At 44.6% G+C, this 16,526-nt stretch carries 12 protein-coding genes and 2 pseudogenes; 12 read left to right on the plus strand and 2 right to left on the minus strand.

The window, feature by feature from the left end:
- Window positions 1-55 precede the first annotated feature (55 nt).
- On the minus strand, window positions 56-2,710 hold the full coding sequence (locus tag R3P39_RS01005) for a family 16 glycosylhydrolase (RefSeq protein ID WP_336565149.1): 2,655 nt from the start codon (window positions 2,708-2,710) through the stop codon (window positions 56-58).
- A gap of 610 nt (window positions 2,711-3,320) precedes the next feature.
- Here R3P39_RS01005 and R3P39_RS01010 point away from each other — a divergent pair.
- The 6 genes and pseudogenes from R3P39_RS01010 to R3P39_RS01035 all read left to right on the plus strand — a co-directional run.
- Window positions 3,321-4,288, plus strand: a pseudogene (locus tag R3P39_RS01010) (IS3 family transposase); the annotation flags it as partial.
- Window positions 4,289-4,480: 192 nt separating this feature from the next.
- A complete protein-coding gene (locus tag R3P39_RS01015) occupies window positions 4,481-5,533 on the plus strand; it encodes an IS110 family transposase (protein ID WP_336565150.1) in 1,053 nt (350 codons plus the stop codon).
- An 18-nt stretch (window positions 5,534-5,551) separates the two neighbouring features.
- Window positions 5,552-5,764 (plus strand): annotated as a pseudogene (locus tag R3P39_RS01020) (IS3 family transposase); the annotation flags it as partial.
- A gap of 427 nt (window positions 5,765-6,191) precedes the next feature.
- Window positions 6,192-6,992 carry an AraC family transcriptional regulator gene (locus R3P39_RS01025; protein WP_336565151.1) on the plus strand — a complete coding sequence of 267 codons (801 nt, stop codon included), beginning with the start codon at window positions 6,192-6,194 and terminating at the stop codon, window positions 6,990-6,992.
- On the plus strand, window positions 6,992-7,678 hold the full coding sequence (locus R3P39_RS01030) for an AzlC family ABC transporter permease (protein ID WP_442962076.1): 687 nt from the start codon (window positions 6,992-6,994) through the stop codon (window positions 7,676-7,678). The genes R3P39_RS01025 and R3P39_RS01030 overlap by 1 nt, the downstream gene beginning before the upstream one ends.
- Window positions 7,675-7,974 carry an AzlD domain-containing protein gene (locus tag R3P39_RS01035; RefSeq protein ID WP_336565152.1) on the plus strand — a complete coding sequence of 100 codons (300 nt, stop codon included), beginning with the start codon at window positions 7,675-7,677 and terminating at the stop codon, window positions 7,972-7,974. The genes R3P39_RS01030 and R3P39_RS01035 overlap by 4 nt, the downstream gene beginning before the upstream one ends.
- Here R3P39_RS01035 and R3P39_RS01040 read toward each other — a convergent pair.
- Window positions 7,948-8,325: a DUF4920 domain-containing protein gene (locus R3P39_RS01040; protein WP_336565153.1), complete on the minus strand. Its 378-nt coding sequence runs from the start codon at window positions 8,323-8,325 to the stop codon at window positions 7,948-7,950. The genes R3P39_RS01035 and R3P39_RS01040 overlap by 27 nt on opposite strands.
- 594 nt (window positions 8,326-8,919) lie before the next feature.
- Here R3P39_RS01040 and azu point away from each other — a divergent pair.
- From azu to R3P39_RS01070, 6 genes are all read left to right on the plus strand, one after another.
- Window positions 8,920-9,375 carry an azurin gene (azu, locus tag R3P39_RS01045; RefSeq protein WP_336565154.1) on the plus strand — a complete coding sequence of 152 codons (456 nt, stop codon included), beginning with the start codon at window positions 8,920-8,922 and terminating at the stop codon, window positions 9,373-9,375.
- Between the two features lie 335 nt (window positions 9,376-9,710).
- Window positions 9,711-10,046 carry a hypothetical protein gene (locus tag R3P39_RS01050; protein WP_336565155.1) on the plus strand — a complete coding sequence of 112 codons (336 nt, stop codon included), beginning with the start codon at window positions 9,711-9,713 and terminating at the stop codon, window positions 10,044-10,046.
- Window positions 10,036-10,290, plus strand: coding sequence for a hypothetical protein (locus tag R3P39_RS01055; protein ID WP_336565156.1), 255 nt, complete (start codon window positions 10,036-10,038; stop codon window positions 10,288-10,290). The genes R3P39_RS01050 and R3P39_RS01055 overlap by 11 nt, the downstream gene beginning before the upstream one ends.
- A 9-nt stretch (window positions 10,291-10,299) precedes the next feature.
- Window positions 10,300-11,898, plus strand: coding sequence for a PepSY-associated TM helix domain-containing protein (locus R3P39_RS01060; RefSeq protein ID WP_336565157.1), 1,599 nt, complete (start codon window positions 10,300-10,302; stop codon window positions 11,896-11,898).
- A 232-nt stretch (window positions 11,899-12,130) separates the two neighbouring features.
- A complete protein-coding gene (gene katG, locus R3P39_RS01065) occupies window positions 12,131-14,317 on the plus strand; it encodes a catalase/peroxidase HPI (RefSeq protein ID WP_336565158.1) in 2,187 nt (728 codons plus the stop codon).
- A 268-nt stretch (window positions 14,318-14,585) separates the two neighbouring features.
- Window positions 14,586-16,493, plus strand: coding sequence for a S9 family peptidase (locus R3P39_RS01070; RefSeq protein ID WP_336565159.1), 1,908 nt, complete (start codon window positions 14,586-14,588; stop codon window positions 16,491-16,493).
- The last annotated feature ends 33 nt before the right edge of the window (window positions 16,494-16,526 follow it).

Raw genomic sequence — 16,526 nt, forward strand, 5'->3', positions numbered from 1 at the left:
CGACTCTATTCTTGCTGCACGCTACCGAGCTTAAGGCTCGGTAGCAGCCGGTTAATTACTGGTTATCTATTTCAACATTATCTAAGCGGTAAACTGCGCCTTCTCCTAAGCCCCAGCTTGGGAATACCATCACCACGTCAATCGCGCTAATATCTAAACCAGCGTCATACAGTGCTTGTAATGAGAAGGTATAGGTTTGCCACTCACCAGCTTTTGGAGCTTGACCTTCAATGCTATCGGCCAAGGCGAGTTCAACCGCAGCGCTTGCATCGTTCGATTCGATTTTAAATAACCACTGCGCATCGGGGTTAGATGGCGCAGAAGTGATTTTCATATCAAACCTGACAACTCCAGACTCTAATAAATGTGAAGCATCGTAATAAACACCATCGTCAGCCAAGAAGCCCATTACAGTAGGTGTAGAGCCAATCACAAATTGTGCAACTTTACCGTGTGCAGCATCTTCATCCGTTTCGACTGTTGGCGTTGAGCCACCACAGCAATCCCAAATTTGCCACTGCTCAGCCGCTTCTTCTTTGAATAAGCTCAAGCCGCTGGCCGATTTGTTCGCCTCAGGATGGTAGATTTTAGCATTATCAACTCGATACACCGCACCGTTGCCCGTTCCCCACGCTGGGAAAATCATCACTACGTCGATGGCACTTGGGTCTAAGCCTGCTTGTGCCAAAGTGTTTAAGTTGAATGTGTACGTTTGCCACTCACCTGCTTGAGGTGTGTGTCCTTCATTGGCTGTTGAAAGATCCACTTCTACAGCACTCGCTGCGTTGTCGGATTCTACTTTCAGTTTCCAAGTTGCAGCAGGGTCGTTTGGCATGCTGACGACTTTCATTTCAAACTGCAGCACGCCACCGTCTAACAGAGCACTGGCATCGAAAGGTTTACCTGCGCCGCCAACATCTGTACGAGTAGAGAAACCCATAACGGTTGGTGCTTCGCCAATAGCAAACTCAGCAACAATGCCATGCTCGGCATCATCCGACACCTCTACTGGCGTTGATCCACCACAGCAGTCCCATAGTGGCCAATCTGCATTCACTGAATCTTGGAATAAGGTTAGCTCTGGAAGCGACGTATCTTGCGCAATTTCAACGTCATCAACAAGATAAACCGCGCCATTACCCATGCCCCAAGCAGGGAAAATCATCAGCACATCAATGGCTGAAATATCTAAGCCTGCGTCGGCCAGTTGTTGTAAAGTAAATGTATAGGTTTGCCATTCACCTGCAACCGGTGCAGCACCTTCACTGCTTGCCGTTAAATCAAGTTCAACAGCCGTCGCTGCGCCCTCACTTTCAATCTTAAATTTCCATGGTGCAGATGGGTCAGAAGGGAGCGAGGTCACTTTCATGTCAAAGCGAACATACCCAGACTCTAACATGCCAGAAGCATCAAATGGGCTTGGCTGTGCTTGAGGATCGGTTAAGAACTCTGCACGGCTAATAAAACCATTAACCGTAGGCGCTTCACCCACTAAAAACTCCATTACGTTGCCACGCTCAGGGTCTTCGACTAGTCCAGGAGTTGAACCACCGCAGCAATCCCAAGCCGCCCAATTTACATTGAGCTCATTGTCGAAAATGGTTAAATTTTTAGCAGCACCTGATGATGGTGGCGCCGGTACTGGCGCTTCGCCTTCAACGAGAGCATCGTCTAAATCATCATAGCCAGGACGCACTGTTTCACAACCGCGACCAGTGTCTGGGTTAGACGCACATTCATACACTCTAACGTAATCCACTACAAAAGATTGACCTGCAGCAAAAGCACCTGCGTCAATACCAGTATTGTTTACGTTTTCAGGCCAGTCACCACCAACAGCTAAATTCAGGATTAAATGAAACTGTTGATCAAATGGCGCAGTATCCCAATGGGTAACCAGTTCACCCGAGCCTTGCTCGAAATATTCGGCAAACCAACCTCGGTGTTTAAGGCCAACGGCCTCATCTTTGGAGTTGTAGCGAACCTCAGACTGACGCTGCGTTGCATACAGGTAACCATCCATATACCAACGGATCTCTCCTTCTTGCCATTCAATGGCATAGGTGTGGAAATCATCAGCTGGGTTTACACCATCCGGTAGTGCGTAAGCTTTACCTGAGCTGACGTTGTTAGGCCAGTCTCGGCCGTAATGAAGTGTGCCATGAATATTGGATTCAACACTGCCGTCTTCATTTGCTACTTTTAAGTTGACGGCCTCCACAATATCGATTTCACCCGACTTAGGCCAGCCACCGTAAACCTCATCGGTCGGTAGCATCCAAAATGCAGGCCAACTGCCTTGACCGCTTGGTAATTTAGCTCGCATTTCTATGCGACCATATTTAAAGTCAGCTTTGTATTTTGTATTCAGTCTAGCTGAGGTATATGGCTTTTCAGCGCCCTCTGCGGCAGGCAAAGCAACGATGTTTAACATGCCGTCTGAGATAAAGGCATTTTCATCGCTGTCGGTATAACATTGCTTTTCGTTATTACCGCCTCCAGCACAATTGACCTCTTTGGTCCAATTGCTTGAATCAATGTTGTCAGCATCAAACTCGTCGCTCCAAACTAGCTGCCAGTCTGCCACTGGCGCTGTGGTGTCAACAGATTGATGATTTGTTTCGGTCTCGGCGCTGCCGCCACAACCAGCTAGTAGTGCTACTGACATAGCACTCACTAGTTTACTGAAATTTATTGCTGCACTCTTCATCAGTTACCCCGATGCAATACTTTGTTGTCAAATAATTGATAGCTAAGAACTTTATTTTTATCAAGCCGCTCAAGATTTACTTGCTTAAAGCGTCCCCTTAGCAACATGTAAGCGCTTACAAAAACATTCAAAAAAACACGCGTTTTATGTAAGCGCTTTCACAAAAGTAAACTATGTAAGCATCTTCGTCAATAAATATACTTAAAACGGTAATAATTAATTACCAAAAAGTTGCACCTTAATTAGACACAACGCACTTTTTACGCCTTACGCCCTGAGGCTTTGAAATGACTAATAAGCAGACACAAAAATAACAGACACCCACCCTATTTTTTATTTCTTCACTCACTAAGAAAAATAACAGACACCCATCTATTGTTACCCTCACTGCTTCTCATCTATACACCTCAAGCTTGATAATCACCCCAATATTAATGAACAAGACACCCACCTTATTTTTGGTTTTTTCACTCACTCAGTAATTAACAAGACACCCACCCTACTTTTGATTTCTTCATTCACTCAGTGTCTATTGTAGTGGCATAGTTAATTTGGCCACCCATTAAGAAAGAAATGTTATGCTAATAAGCATACAAATTTGGGTGAAAAAATGACGAAATTAAAACGTGCAACGTATTCTGCGGCAATCAAATTAGAAACAGCCCAGCTTGTAGTTGACCAAGGCTACACACAAGAAGATGCAGCTAAGGCGATGGGGGTTGGTAAATCAACAGTAAGTAAGTGGGTCACTCAATTAAAGCAAGAACGGAATGGCCAGACACCCACAGCGTCACCAATGACACCCGAACAAATTGAAATTCGTGAGCTTAAAAAGCAAATTCAACGCATTGAATTAGAAAAGGATATATTAAAAAAGGCTACCGCTCTCTTGATGTCCGACTCCCTGAACAATTCTCGTTAATTGAGAAGTTAAATCAACGAGAGCGTTACCCAATTAGCGTGCTGTGTAGCGTATTCAATGTGCATCGCAGCAGCTATAAATATTGGGCCATACGGGATACAACGCCTACACCAGAGCAAATAAGACTAGAAGCGGAAGTTAAAGCCATACATGCAATGAGCGGCGGTTCAGCTGGGGCACGGACAATCGCGGCAATCGCAACGAATAACGGCTTTGAATTAAGCCGTTATCGGGCCGCTAAGCTGATGGTTAAACTGAAACTAGAGAGCTGCCAAGTACCAGAACATCAATATAAACGGGGTGGTAATGAGCATCTTGAAATCCCAAATTTGTTAGATAGGCAGTTTGATGTTGTTGAGCCGAATACGGTGTGGTGCGGTGATGTGACGTATATTTGGACAGGCAATCGCTGGGCCTATTTAGCGGTCGTTGTTGATTTATTTGCACGTAAGGTTGTTGGTTGGGCAATGTCGTTGTCGCCAGATACTAACTTAACGCTAAAAGCGCTTGAACTCGCGTATGAGAGCAGAGGCAGGCCAAGCGGATTGATGTTTCACTCAGACCAAGGAAGCCATTATACAAGCTTGAAGTACCGCCAACGTTTATGGCGCTATAAAATCACACAAAGTATGAGTCGGCGCGGGAATTGTTGGGATATAGATAATAAACTTAGTCATACTGACAGTGAATATCTGACCCGTGCTGGGATTGATAAAATATCTTTGTGTTGACCTGTCGATATTCATTAGTCAGTCATTTCATGATATTCAGTATCAGTGACCTAATAGGAGCATTGTATTGCAACATCTGTGTCCAGTCCTGTTACTGAGACTGTGAGGGCTGAGAATATGAATCGCAATGACATTTCTAACAATTTAACATTAGGTGTCGATACTCATTTAGATAACCATGTTGCTGTACTCGTTAATGATATTGGTCAAGTTGTCGACACCCAAGAGTTTACTGTAAATTCAACCGGCTATAGCCAACTGTACAAATGGTGCAAATCATTTGGAAAGGTGACCCAAGCAGGATTAGAAGGAACAGGCACCTATGGTGCTGGCTTATGTAAGTTCTTACAAGAGAAAAAGATTAGTGTTTTTGAAGTTAACCGCCCTAACCGCGCAGTAAGAAGGTTAAGAGGTAAATCGGATCCAACGGATGCTGAAAATGCGGCTCGTTCTGTATTAGCCAAAGAGTCTACGGCAATCCCTAAATCTCATGATGGCATAGTTGAAGCAATGAGGTTTTTAGTGGTCGCACGGAAAAGCTCTGTAAAATCTAAGACACAAGCAATAAATCAAATTCGAGCTTTACTTGTGACAGCACCAGAGCATATTCGTCAACAGTGTTATGTTCCTTCAAGTTACCGCTGCATTGTTGCTTGTAAAGCATTAGAAATGAATTCCGAAAACATACTTGAAGAAACATTAATATCAATGTTAAAGCTGCTAGCAGAGCAATGGGTAATGCTGTCACAAGAGCTAAAAACAATTGATAAGAAACTTAAAGCATTAACCAACTCAGCAGCTTCAACGTTACTAGAACAGTATGGCATTGGAAGCTATGTCGCAGCTACACTACTTGTGGCTGCTGGTGACAACCCTGAGCGACTCAAGAAGGAATCATCATTTGCAGCCTTATGTGGAGTTAGCCCCTTAGATGCATCCTCCGGTAAAAAGCAACGTCATAGGTTAAACAGAGGCGGTGCAAGAGATGCAAATAATGCACTTTGGACTGTAGCTTTAATTCGAATGCGTAATGATTTCAGAACTAGGAAATATGTAGAGAAGCGTTCATCAGAAGGGAAATCAAATAAGGAGATCCAGCGCTGTTTAAAACGTTACATTGCAAGAGAGTTATACCCAATTATAGTTTCTGATTTATCAAAGCTAACGTGACCTTGACATAGGAGCGTCAATGCGCCAATGGAGCGATTTTTTAGAAGCTTTAAAACGGAGTGGATGGCAAAGGTTGGATACGAAAGCTTTAAAGAAGCTAAATATAGTGTGAGTGATTATATCAACGGATATTACAACAACGTTAGGCCACATCATTATAATGCTGGTTTAGCACCAAATGAATCAGAGATTAGATACCAAGATTCTAAAACTGTGGCCAAAATTAGTTGACCACTACACTATAAAGTTCACTGTCGTGAATCTCTATCACCCCTGGCCATCGTGTTAAAGAGAAAAAGATACAAGACACCCATCCTATTCTTCATTTCTTCATTTCTTCATTTCTTCATTTCTTCATTCACTCAGTGTCCATAAAGTTCACTGTGGTGAATCACAATTACCCTTGGTCATATACTCTATAAAATGCTTAAGAAATGATATTAGTAAGACACCCAGCCATTGTTACCACCACAACTTCACGGCGATACATCTTAAGCTTTGGTAATCGAATAGCAGACAGCCATATTATTGAACCCTGCTACACAAGAGGTAACAGATAGCTAATTACTGATCACTAAAGCTACTCAGCTTTGTGCAATTTTGTACAAGACTTTCATCGGTAGTAGCGATACTCTGATAAAGATTGGAAGGAGGGATTATGCAACAAGCAAAGTTTACTGTTCACCGTGACTTAGGGGATCTTGAGGTATTGCATACTATTGATAAGCAAAATGATTTTGGCAAGCATAACCATAGTGGTTACACACTTGCTTTGGTTGATAATGGCGCTCAGCGCTTTTATCGCTCTGGAGCACAGCATTTTGCCCCAACTGGCAGTGTTATTTTAATTAATGCAGAGCAAATACATGATTGCAGAAAAGCCTGCGATGGGGTAGCGTCTTATCGCTCACTTTACCCAACACCCGAGCTTTACAATAACATCATGGGCTCACAGCAATCCCTGTCACCTTTTTTTAAGCAAGCAGTCATTAACGATAAAACAATAGCTCAATCAATGCATAGCACTTTTACCGCTTTAGAGCAGTCGGAATCGTTACTGCTAAAACAATCGATGCTGATCGAGCTATTTTCTCACCTTTGCCAAAGGTCAGGAAATGTAAGCTTTAAAAGCAATGAGTTAAGTGCTAAAACACGAATTTCTTCAGCTACAAACTGGTTGCTTGAAAACCTGTACAAAGATATGTCGGTGTCGGAGCTTGCAGCTAAAGCGAATATGAGCTCTTTTCAGTTTATTAGACAATTTAAGCAGCACGTGGGCCTTACTCCACATGCCTTTCAAATACAGCATCGACTTAATAACGCTAAGGCACTAATCAGAAAAGGACTATCAATAACCGAGGTGGCAACAGTCGTGGGCTTTTATGATCAAAGCCACTTTAATCGACATTTCAAGCGCAATATGGGGATCACCCCTAACCAATATAAGCGGGCCTGCTAATGATCAAAGTTGCTTTTTCAAAAGGCTTTTGGGACATGCTGCCACTGAATTTAGCGGTACTACCATGGGGTATCTTGTGCGGCTCTCTCGCTATTCAAAATGGCTTTACACCACTGGAAACTCAGCTTATGTCCCTGCTCGTTTTTGCAGGCTCGGCGCAATTAGTGGCTATTGAGCTAATTGCAAAAGACACCTCACTGATTACTTTACTCGTCACCACATTTATCATCAGTGCCAGACACCTCCTTTATGGTTTGGCAATTCGTAATAAAGTCATCGAGCAACCTTTGCGATGGCGCGGACCGATTGCCTTTTTGTTGACTGACGAACTGTTTGCTTTTTCTCATCATCCTAGAGCCTATCGCAGCAAATTGCGCCTCTATTATGCACTTTTTGCCGGTGGTAGCTTTTACGTTGCCTGGAATCTGTGGACGTTTATTGGGATCAGTGCAGGTCAGTTCTTACCGGATCTAAGCAACCTTGGACTGGACTTTGCCATAGCCGCAATTTTTATCGCACTGGTTATTCCAAACATAACCAACCTCGCTGTTTTACTAGCTTGTGTAACCACTGCAACAAGCATGATTTTCTTTAAAATCATAGAATTCGAATTCGGCCTTATCGCCGCCGCATTGCTTGGAATGTTTGTTGGCTATTATATTCAAGGTTTTAAGGAGCGCGCATGATTATAACCATACTCGCCATGGCATGCGTGACTTTTGCCACTCGCTATGTTTTTTTAGCAAGAAAGCTCCCCTTTACCATTGGCGCAAAGATGCAACGCTTACTTAGTTATAGTGCTCCCTGCGTGTTAACAGCCATTTGGGTGCCTATCGTTTTTCTTAAAGAGGAACGTTTGGCAATCAATACCGAAAACCCTTATTTAATTGCTGCGACGGTTGCTGTTTTATTGGCATATAAGTTTAAAAATTTATACATTACAACGCTTGGCAGTTTAGCCGTATTCTACGTTTTCTTCTGAACCCGCACAGGCTGATATAGTGACCGATAACGGTAATAACCAGGCATACGGTTTATGAGGCTCAATCGACCATGCTTGGAGTTGCTGTGTAAGACCACTAGCAGAGACTTTATCTGCTGTATTTTTCAGTAAGCCAGTAACATACGCTTTTCTGCCGATGGCATTCACGGGAAATACCATATTACCTACGTCGGTATACACCAACAGCTCTAAATCACTTGAAACAACAAGCTTCATCCAACAGCCCAGCTTTCGACACACATCCACTATCTCGCCACTGATGGTGATATTATCGTGATTTATTGCCAAAAGGCTCTTTTCGATTTCGCTTGGTGTTAACAAACTAGACATGTCTGCGCCCCCCGCGAATTTTAGGGGTTGGGTGAAGTTGTGCTTTGAGAACAGAGCCATCGAAAGCGCTGTTAACATTGTAGAATCCTGCATCATTTAAGCTCCCTGCCACACTTCAATAACAAAAATATAACAATAAAAAAATTGAAAACACAACTAAAAAGCAGTAAACAGTTAAAAAACAGTAAATTATTATGAGATCTATCTCTCGCTTCAGCGCCTTAACAAAAAATCAAAACGCGAATTATTGAAAACGCTTAACTAATAGCAATTGCACACACTCTTCAGCCAGTTTATGTGGCTGGATACCCCGTTCGCTACATTGAAAGTTCCGTAATTAAAGCAACCATCTAGCGAAATTTTTACCATCTTTGCATAAATAAATGAAAGTAGCCTAGGCTAAGGCTTACTTCGAAAACGATGTAAAGCCATACCCCAGTGCAAAACAGACATCTTGCTCAATAACACTGGCATAGTGAATTTTGTACCTAAAGCGATCGTATTTTTTTACTTCTGCGTTTATTACTTTATACCATTTACAACGCCAGAGATATTTATGATAATGATTTTTATTTATGTTCAAGAGGTAATAAAATGCGCAATCTAATCACGTCAGTCTTAACCATCGTTGGCCTCAGCCTTTTTAGTGGTAACGCCAAAGCTAATGAGTGTGAACTCACCATTGAAGCAAACGATATGATGCAATTTTCAACTAAAACTTTATCTGCCCCTAAAAGTTGTGAAGAAGTGACAGTCACTCTTAAGCACACTGGCAAACTCGCGGCGACAACCATGGGACATAACTGGGTACTAACGAAAAGCGAAGATGTGAAAGCCGTTGCCACAGATGGCATGTCAGCCGGTGCGCAAAATAGCTATGTAAAACCAAATGACAATCGCGTCATTGCGTTTTCAGAAGTCATTGGTGGTGGCGAGCAAACCAGTGTGACTTTCAGCACCAAAGGAATGAGCGATTCACAGTCATACAGCTTCTTTTGCTCCTTCCCTGGACACTTTTCAATAATGCAAGGAACATTTAGCCTTAAGTAACCAACCTACGACTGCTGAAGTTACCGGCTTCGGCAGTCGCTCCCCCTGAATTTAAAACAGACACCCATTAAAAGATTTAAAGCAGACACCCACCTAAAAAGCAATTAAACAGACACCCACTTTAAAAACCAAATAACACTTCAAAGCATCAAAGCAACAAACCACCAGAGCTTGCATGGCCATCACTTCAGCGGTTATACAGTGGTCGCAGCCATTCAGTCGCTAAAAGGCATAAAATCACCACATTTTACAGCAAAATACCGCTACTGTCTGACTAGCGATGTAGAAGCCCTTGAATAAAATCCCTAAAATGATTACAATTTTTGTAAATAATAATGATTATCACCCTCATGAGCTTCTTTGTACTTATTCCTGTTTGGTTTGCAGTTACCGCCTTATACGCTAGTAGCCCAAAACAAATCATACTGCAGCAACCACTCTCTAAAAGCGTTTCGTATTCATTAACCTTGCCACTTACTGTGCTGGCAGTGGTGCTTTTATCTTTTGAATTTGATTGGGTGTCTGCTGTTTTAGCTATCTTAGTCATGACCATGGCGTTTGGGGTGGCTGTCACCCTTATTTGTGGCTACTCCAAAAAACGTTATACCGTGGCATCATCGCTACTAATTACATCAGCTTTGCTGATAGGAGGGCTGCAGCATGTGGTCTAAAACATGGCTAGGCTTTTTTGTTGGCTTATTATTGTCCATTTCTGTCGTATTAAACTTAAATCTACTGCTGCCCTTCTCTGAAGCGAGCTTGCTGATGCTTGGACTTATTTTGGCATTTCCCATTTGGGCCGCCGTGTTGCTTTGGAGTTATAGCCACAACAGCGTTAAAACCGCCTGCAAACCCATACTGGCGGTACTGTTGCCGTCTGTTGCGTTAAATATCACGTTAGTATTAATGGCCTAGGGAGAGACCATGAAAAACCAAACCATAAAGTCGTTAACAGAAGCCCATGCGTGGATTGGCGTTATCATTTCCACGGTGTTATTTGTTGTTTTTATTGCCGGCTCGTTCAGTTTATTCAGAGATAATATCAGTAGTTGGGAGCGTGCAGAGCTGGCTAAACAAGTGGGGGAATTTAGCGGCGCCATATCTTACGACAAAGCCATTGCAACCATTGCACACCAATATGATGTCGACACCGATCACGGCTTTTTTATGCTTGAGCCAAGCGCGCACAACCCCTTTATCGAAGTCTATTTTGCCACGCATTTAGAGGCCCCCGATCCTATAAGCGGTGAAGACCATCAAGATCAACACTTATTGCTCTCCCCCACCAGCGGCAAAATCTTAGCCGATGCCAACCGCTTTGAATTTGCTACTTTTTTGTACGAGCTTCATTATGATCTTGGCTTAGGTAAGTTCGGGCTCTACTTTGTGGGTGTCATCACCTTGTTCTTTTTTGTCGCCATTTTAAGCGGCATTTGCATCCATTGGCGTAAGCTAGCAAAAAACTTTTTTCAATACCGAGCCCATAGCAGCAAAGACAGCAAGCTCGATGCTCACAATCTGATTGGCACCATGGGACTCCCCATACACCTAATGTATGCGTTTACTGGGCTGGTGTTTAATCTAGTGATTATTTATCAAATATCCTACGCAGTGTTGCTTTATGGCGGCGATCAAACCGCACTCCTGCAAGCCGCAGGATTCAATGAGCCCAAAGTCACCGCCGCGCAACAACCTATGGCAATGACCGGGGTAGATGCGTTGCGCACCCGCGCTGTAAATACCTTTGAAAACGCAGAAATAAACGTGGTAGAAATCACCCACTTTGGCGACAAAAACGCCGTGGTCAGTTTCACAGCAAAAAGTAACGACACCTTCTCAAACCTCAACGAAGTGCAGTACAGCCTGTTTAATCAAGCACAAATTTATCTCACCCAAGATAACTACGACAACGCGGTGCGAGCCGGGCTTGCAACCATTGCCAGTCTGCATTTTGGCGATTTTGCAGGCTACGGCATGCGCATTGCATTTTTGCTGCTGGCATTGGCAACCGCTTACGTGATTGTCACCGGCAACTTAATGTGGATTGCTAAACGCAGCAAACAGCGCCATTACATTGCCGGCAAAGTGCGCTTTGTAAAACACCTCAGTGCCGGAGCCTTTACGGGTGTGTTGTTAGCTATCGCCAACGGCTTTTTGGCCACGGCCCTAATAGAAAGTAGTTACAGCGAAAAGCTAACGCTAATAAAGTATTGTGTCTTTGCCAGTTTTGCTTTTGCGCTAATCAGCACTCAGCTGGTAACCAAGTTATTCTCCTACACTAAAACTCTACTTGGGCTCACCGCCTTGAGCTTTATAAGTAGCATTGTCATTATTTTGGTAGCCCTTGTTTGCCAGTTCAATCAACTGCCTTGGCAAACTCGCCTTGATCATTGCATAGTCATCGCACTACTGGCCTTATTTGCGTTTATTTGTAGCCAAGCAATTAAACAGCTCAACCAAGCAGAGCACGTCAGCCAGGCTAAAACTGTCTCAGAGTATCAATTAACTAGCCAAACACAATAATACTGTCTCTTAGGCCCAAATGGATAATAATTGGGCCTTTCTCCTGCGCTTATCAAAAGTGGCAGAGGCCACCTTTAGCAGCTACTTTTACTTATCAGTAGGCTTTAACTCACGCAAAGCAGCTCACCCACCCCGGTTGAAATTTGCAATGGTCGCACAGAGGTCATTGTTATACACATTTCACTGTTAAGGTGAGTTTTTATTATTACTGTCATCAGAAAAAGGAAAGATCATGGCTAGCAAGCAGCAATCTCCGTCAGTATGTCCATTTGCACATGGGGCAAATACCTCTTCAGAGCACAGTGATCACCAATGGTGGCCACACACGCTCAATCTCGACATTTTGCACCAGCACGATAACAAAACCGATCCAATGGACGCTGACTTCAATTACCGAGAAGAGTTTCAAAAGCTGGATTATCATGCCTTAAAGCAAGATCTTCATGACCTAATGACCGACTCACAACCCTGGTGGCCAGCTGATTGGGGCCATTATGGTGGACTGATGATCAGAATGGCTTGGCACGCCGCGGGAAGCTACCGAGTAGCCGATGGCCGTGGTGGTGCCAATACTGGCAATCAACGCTTTGCGCCACTGAATAGCTGGCCCGACAACGGTAACCTCGATAAAGCAAGGCGCTTGCTGTGGCCAATCAAAAAGAAATACGGCAATCGCATTTCATGGGCCGATCTTATGGTGCTGGCAGGCAACGTTGCATACGAGTCCATGGGCTTTAAAACCTTTGGCTTTGCCGGCGGCCGCGAAGACATTTGGCATCCAGAAAAAGACACCTACTGGGGCAGTGAAAAAGAATGGCTTGCCCCTTCTGACAATGAAAATAGCCGCTACAGCGGTGAACGTGAACTTGAAAACCCGCTCGCAGCCGTGATGATGGGCCTTATTTACGTAAACCCCGAAGGCGTTGATGGCAACCCAGATCCGCTTAAGACCGCAGCCGACATGCGAGAAACCTTTGCCCGCATGGCCATGAACGATGAAGAAACTGTTGCCCTAACCGCCGGAGGTCACACGGTAGGTAAAGCCCATGGTAACGGCAAAGAAGAGAACCTTGGTCCAGCTCCAGAGGGCGCCGAGCTGCATGAACAAGGGTTTGGCTGGATGAACCACAAAACGCGGGGCATTGGCCGTGATGCCGTCACCAGTGGTATTGAAGGCGCTTGGACCACTAATCCAACGCAATGGGATAATGGCTACTTTTACCTGTTATTCACCTATGAATGGGAGCAAACCAAAAGTCCGGCTGGGGCTTGGCAATGGCAACCGGTGAACATTAAAGAAGAAGACAAACCCGTTGACGTCGAAGATCCCACTAAGCGTTGTATGCCCATGATGACCGACGCCGATATGGCGCTAAAAATGGATCCAGAATATCGCAAAATTTCAGAAAAGTTTTATGCCGACCCAGCAGCGTTTGAAGACGCGTTTGCCCGCGCTTGGTTTAAATTAACCCACCGCGATTTAGGTCCGAAAAGCCGTTATTTAGGCCCAGAAGTGCCCAATGAAGACTTACTTTGGCAAGATCCCATCCCCAGCACCAATTACACCTTAAACGACAGCGAAATAGAGGCACTGAAAACCCAAATAATGGCCACCAACCTCACCGCATCGGAGCTCATATGCACCGCTTGGGATAGCGCCCGCACCTTTAGGCAGTCTGACTTTAGAGGTGGAGCCAATGGCGCGAGGATCCGTTTAGCACCGCAAAAAGACTGGCATGCTAACGAACCAGAGCGCTTAAATAAAGTACTAAACACCCTCGAAACCGTGCAACAAAACTGCGGGGTCACCATTAGCATGGCCGATCTCATAGTACTGGGTGGCTGCGCGGCTGTGGAACATGCGGCGGCGGCAGCAGGAGTCACCGTTAAAGTACCATTCACTCCCGGCCGAGGGGACGCCAAACCCGAGCAAACCGACATTGAATCGTTTGAAGTACTGGAGCCCGTACACGACGGTTTTCGCAACTACCTCAAGCAAGACTATGCGGTAAAACCAGAGGAAATGTTGCTCGACAGAGCACAGCTAATGGGCCTCACCGCAAAAGAAATGACCGTGCTAATCGGTGGTATGCGAGTATTAGGCACCAATCATGGTGGCACTGAGCATGGTGTGTTTACCGATAAGGTCGGCACCTTAAGCAACGACTTTTTCGTCAATCTCACCGACATGGCATACAGCTGGGCACCCAATGGCGACAACCGCTACGACATTATAGAACGCGCCAGTGGCAACAAAAAGTGGACCGCAACCCGAGTTGACCTGGTGTTTGGTTCCAACTCGATTTTACGAGCTTACGCCGAAGTGTATGCCCAAGACGATAACCAACAGAAGTTTGTTCATGATTTTGTTGCAGCTTGGAGTAAAGTCATGCACGCCGACCGCTTCGATCTTGCCTAACCAGCACTAAGCAATACTCTAGGCCTACTGTTTCTTATTAACAGTAGGCCTTTTTTATCAATCAGTTAGAAAGTGCTTGATTACTGCTCATTTATCCCTAACCTAGAAATGTCATCACCACTCGAGCTGAGCTCATAAGTGGTTTTTATAATTATCAATGATGACAAACAGGTACCTAGGGTGTTAAAGCTTGGGTCAGGCTGATGTGAAATACGCCGCTCATGTTTGAAATATCTGGGTTTACAATAATAACAAAGGGAAAGGATTTATGTTAAAACACACCCTAATTGCATGTGGGCTAATAGCCACTTTAAGCGCATGCAGCCAATATCAGGGGCAAACATCAACCAGCACGCAACAACAAGTCGCTGATTTTGAAACCTACTCAGCTCAAGACTTTTATGACACCACCAGTATTTCTGGTTCAGCATTTAGCCCCGATGGCAGCAAAATATTAGTCACTTCTGACGAGTCTGGCATTTTTAACCTCTATGCCATCGATGTGGCTAGCGGCAACAAAACACAGCTTACCAAGGCCACAGACTCTACTTACCCTGTGCGTTACTTTCCAAACGACGAGCGCATACTTTTCACCCGCGACAGTGGCGGTAATGAGCGCTTTCATTTGTATGTTCGGCTCGAAAATGGTGAAGTAAAAGATTTAACGCCTGGAGACAACACCCGCGCCAGCTTTGCCGGATTTAGCCAAGATGAAAAGAGCTTTTACATTCTCAGCAATCAGCGCGACGAACGTTTTATGGATCTATATAAAGTTGACGCGCAAAGCTATGAGTCAACGCTTTTCTACAAAAACGACAACAACCTAAACGTACAGCAGGTAAGTAATACCGATCGTTACGTGGCGCTGATCCGCGCTCAAGGCAACAAAGACAGCGACCTGTTTTTACTTGATTTAACCGCACCCGAACAACCACTGATAGAAATATCAAACGTTGAGCATGCGGCTAACTTTTCCGCGTCTGCATTTTCAAAAGACGATAACTACCTCTATTACGGCACCGATGCCCATGGCGAGTTTTACCAAAATTGGCGCTACAACATAAACACGGGTGAGCATACCCCCTACGTTAAAAAGTCTTGGGATGTGCGCTTTTTATACTTTTCAGAGTCAGACCGCTACCGTGTTGTTGGTGTCAATGAAGATGCCAGCATTAAAGTCACCGTTACCGACTTAAAAACCCAACAAACGCTTGAACTGCCAGCGCTGCCTGAAGGCAGTATCAAAGGGGTCAACTTTTCCAAAGATGAAAGCCAAATGGCGTTTTATCTAAACTCCGACACCTCACCAAACAACCTCTATGTTTGGCAAGTAGGTAGCGATAAGGTAAAGCAACTCACTGAAACATTAAACGATGAAATCAACCCCAAACACTTGGTTGAAAGCAGCATCGTACGCTTTAATAGCTTCGACGGCCTCGAAATACCGGGTGTACTTTATAAGCCAAAACAAGCCAGCAGCAACAACCCCGTTCCTGCCATTGTGTATGTTCATGGCGGGCCTGGAGGCCAGAGCATGACCGGTTACAGCCCAAGAGTGCAGCATTTAGTGAACCATGGCTATGCCATTTTTGCTGTCAACAACCGCGGTAGCTCCGGCTATGGTAAAACCTTCTTCCATCTGGATGATAAGCGCCACGGTGAAGACGACTTGCAAGACATAGTCTGGGGTAAAAAGCACTTACAAACTCTAGACTGGGTAGACCCTGAACGCATTGGCATTATGGGTGGCAGCTATGGCGGCTACATGACAGCCGCCGCTTTAGCGTTCCAACCAGACGAGTTTGAGGTTGGGATCAATGTCTTTGGTGTCACGAACTGGGTAAGAACCTTGGAGTCTATTCCACCTTGGTGGGAAGCCTACCGCCAATCACTGTATGACGAGTTAGGCGATCCCGCTACCGACAAAGAACGTTTGACCCGTATTTCGCCTCTGTTTCATGTCAGCAACATTAAAAAGCCGTTAATGGTGGTGCAAGGGGCCAATGATCCGCGTGTACTGCAAGTGGAAAGCGATGAGCTAGTAGAAGCCGTTCGTGCCAACGGTGTACCCGTAGAATATGTGCTATTTGAGGATGAAGGCCATGGTTTTAGCAAAAAAGAGAACCGTATTGAAGCCTCACAAGCCTATTTAGAGTTCTTAAATACGTACTTATAAACCCCAAATAAGCCGCGATAGTCCGTTATCGCG

This window comes from Pseudoalteromonas sp. UG3-2 (assembly GCF_037120705.1).
GTDB lineage: Bacteria > Pseudomonadota > Gammaproteobacteria > Enterobacterales > Alteromonadaceae > Pseudoalteromonas.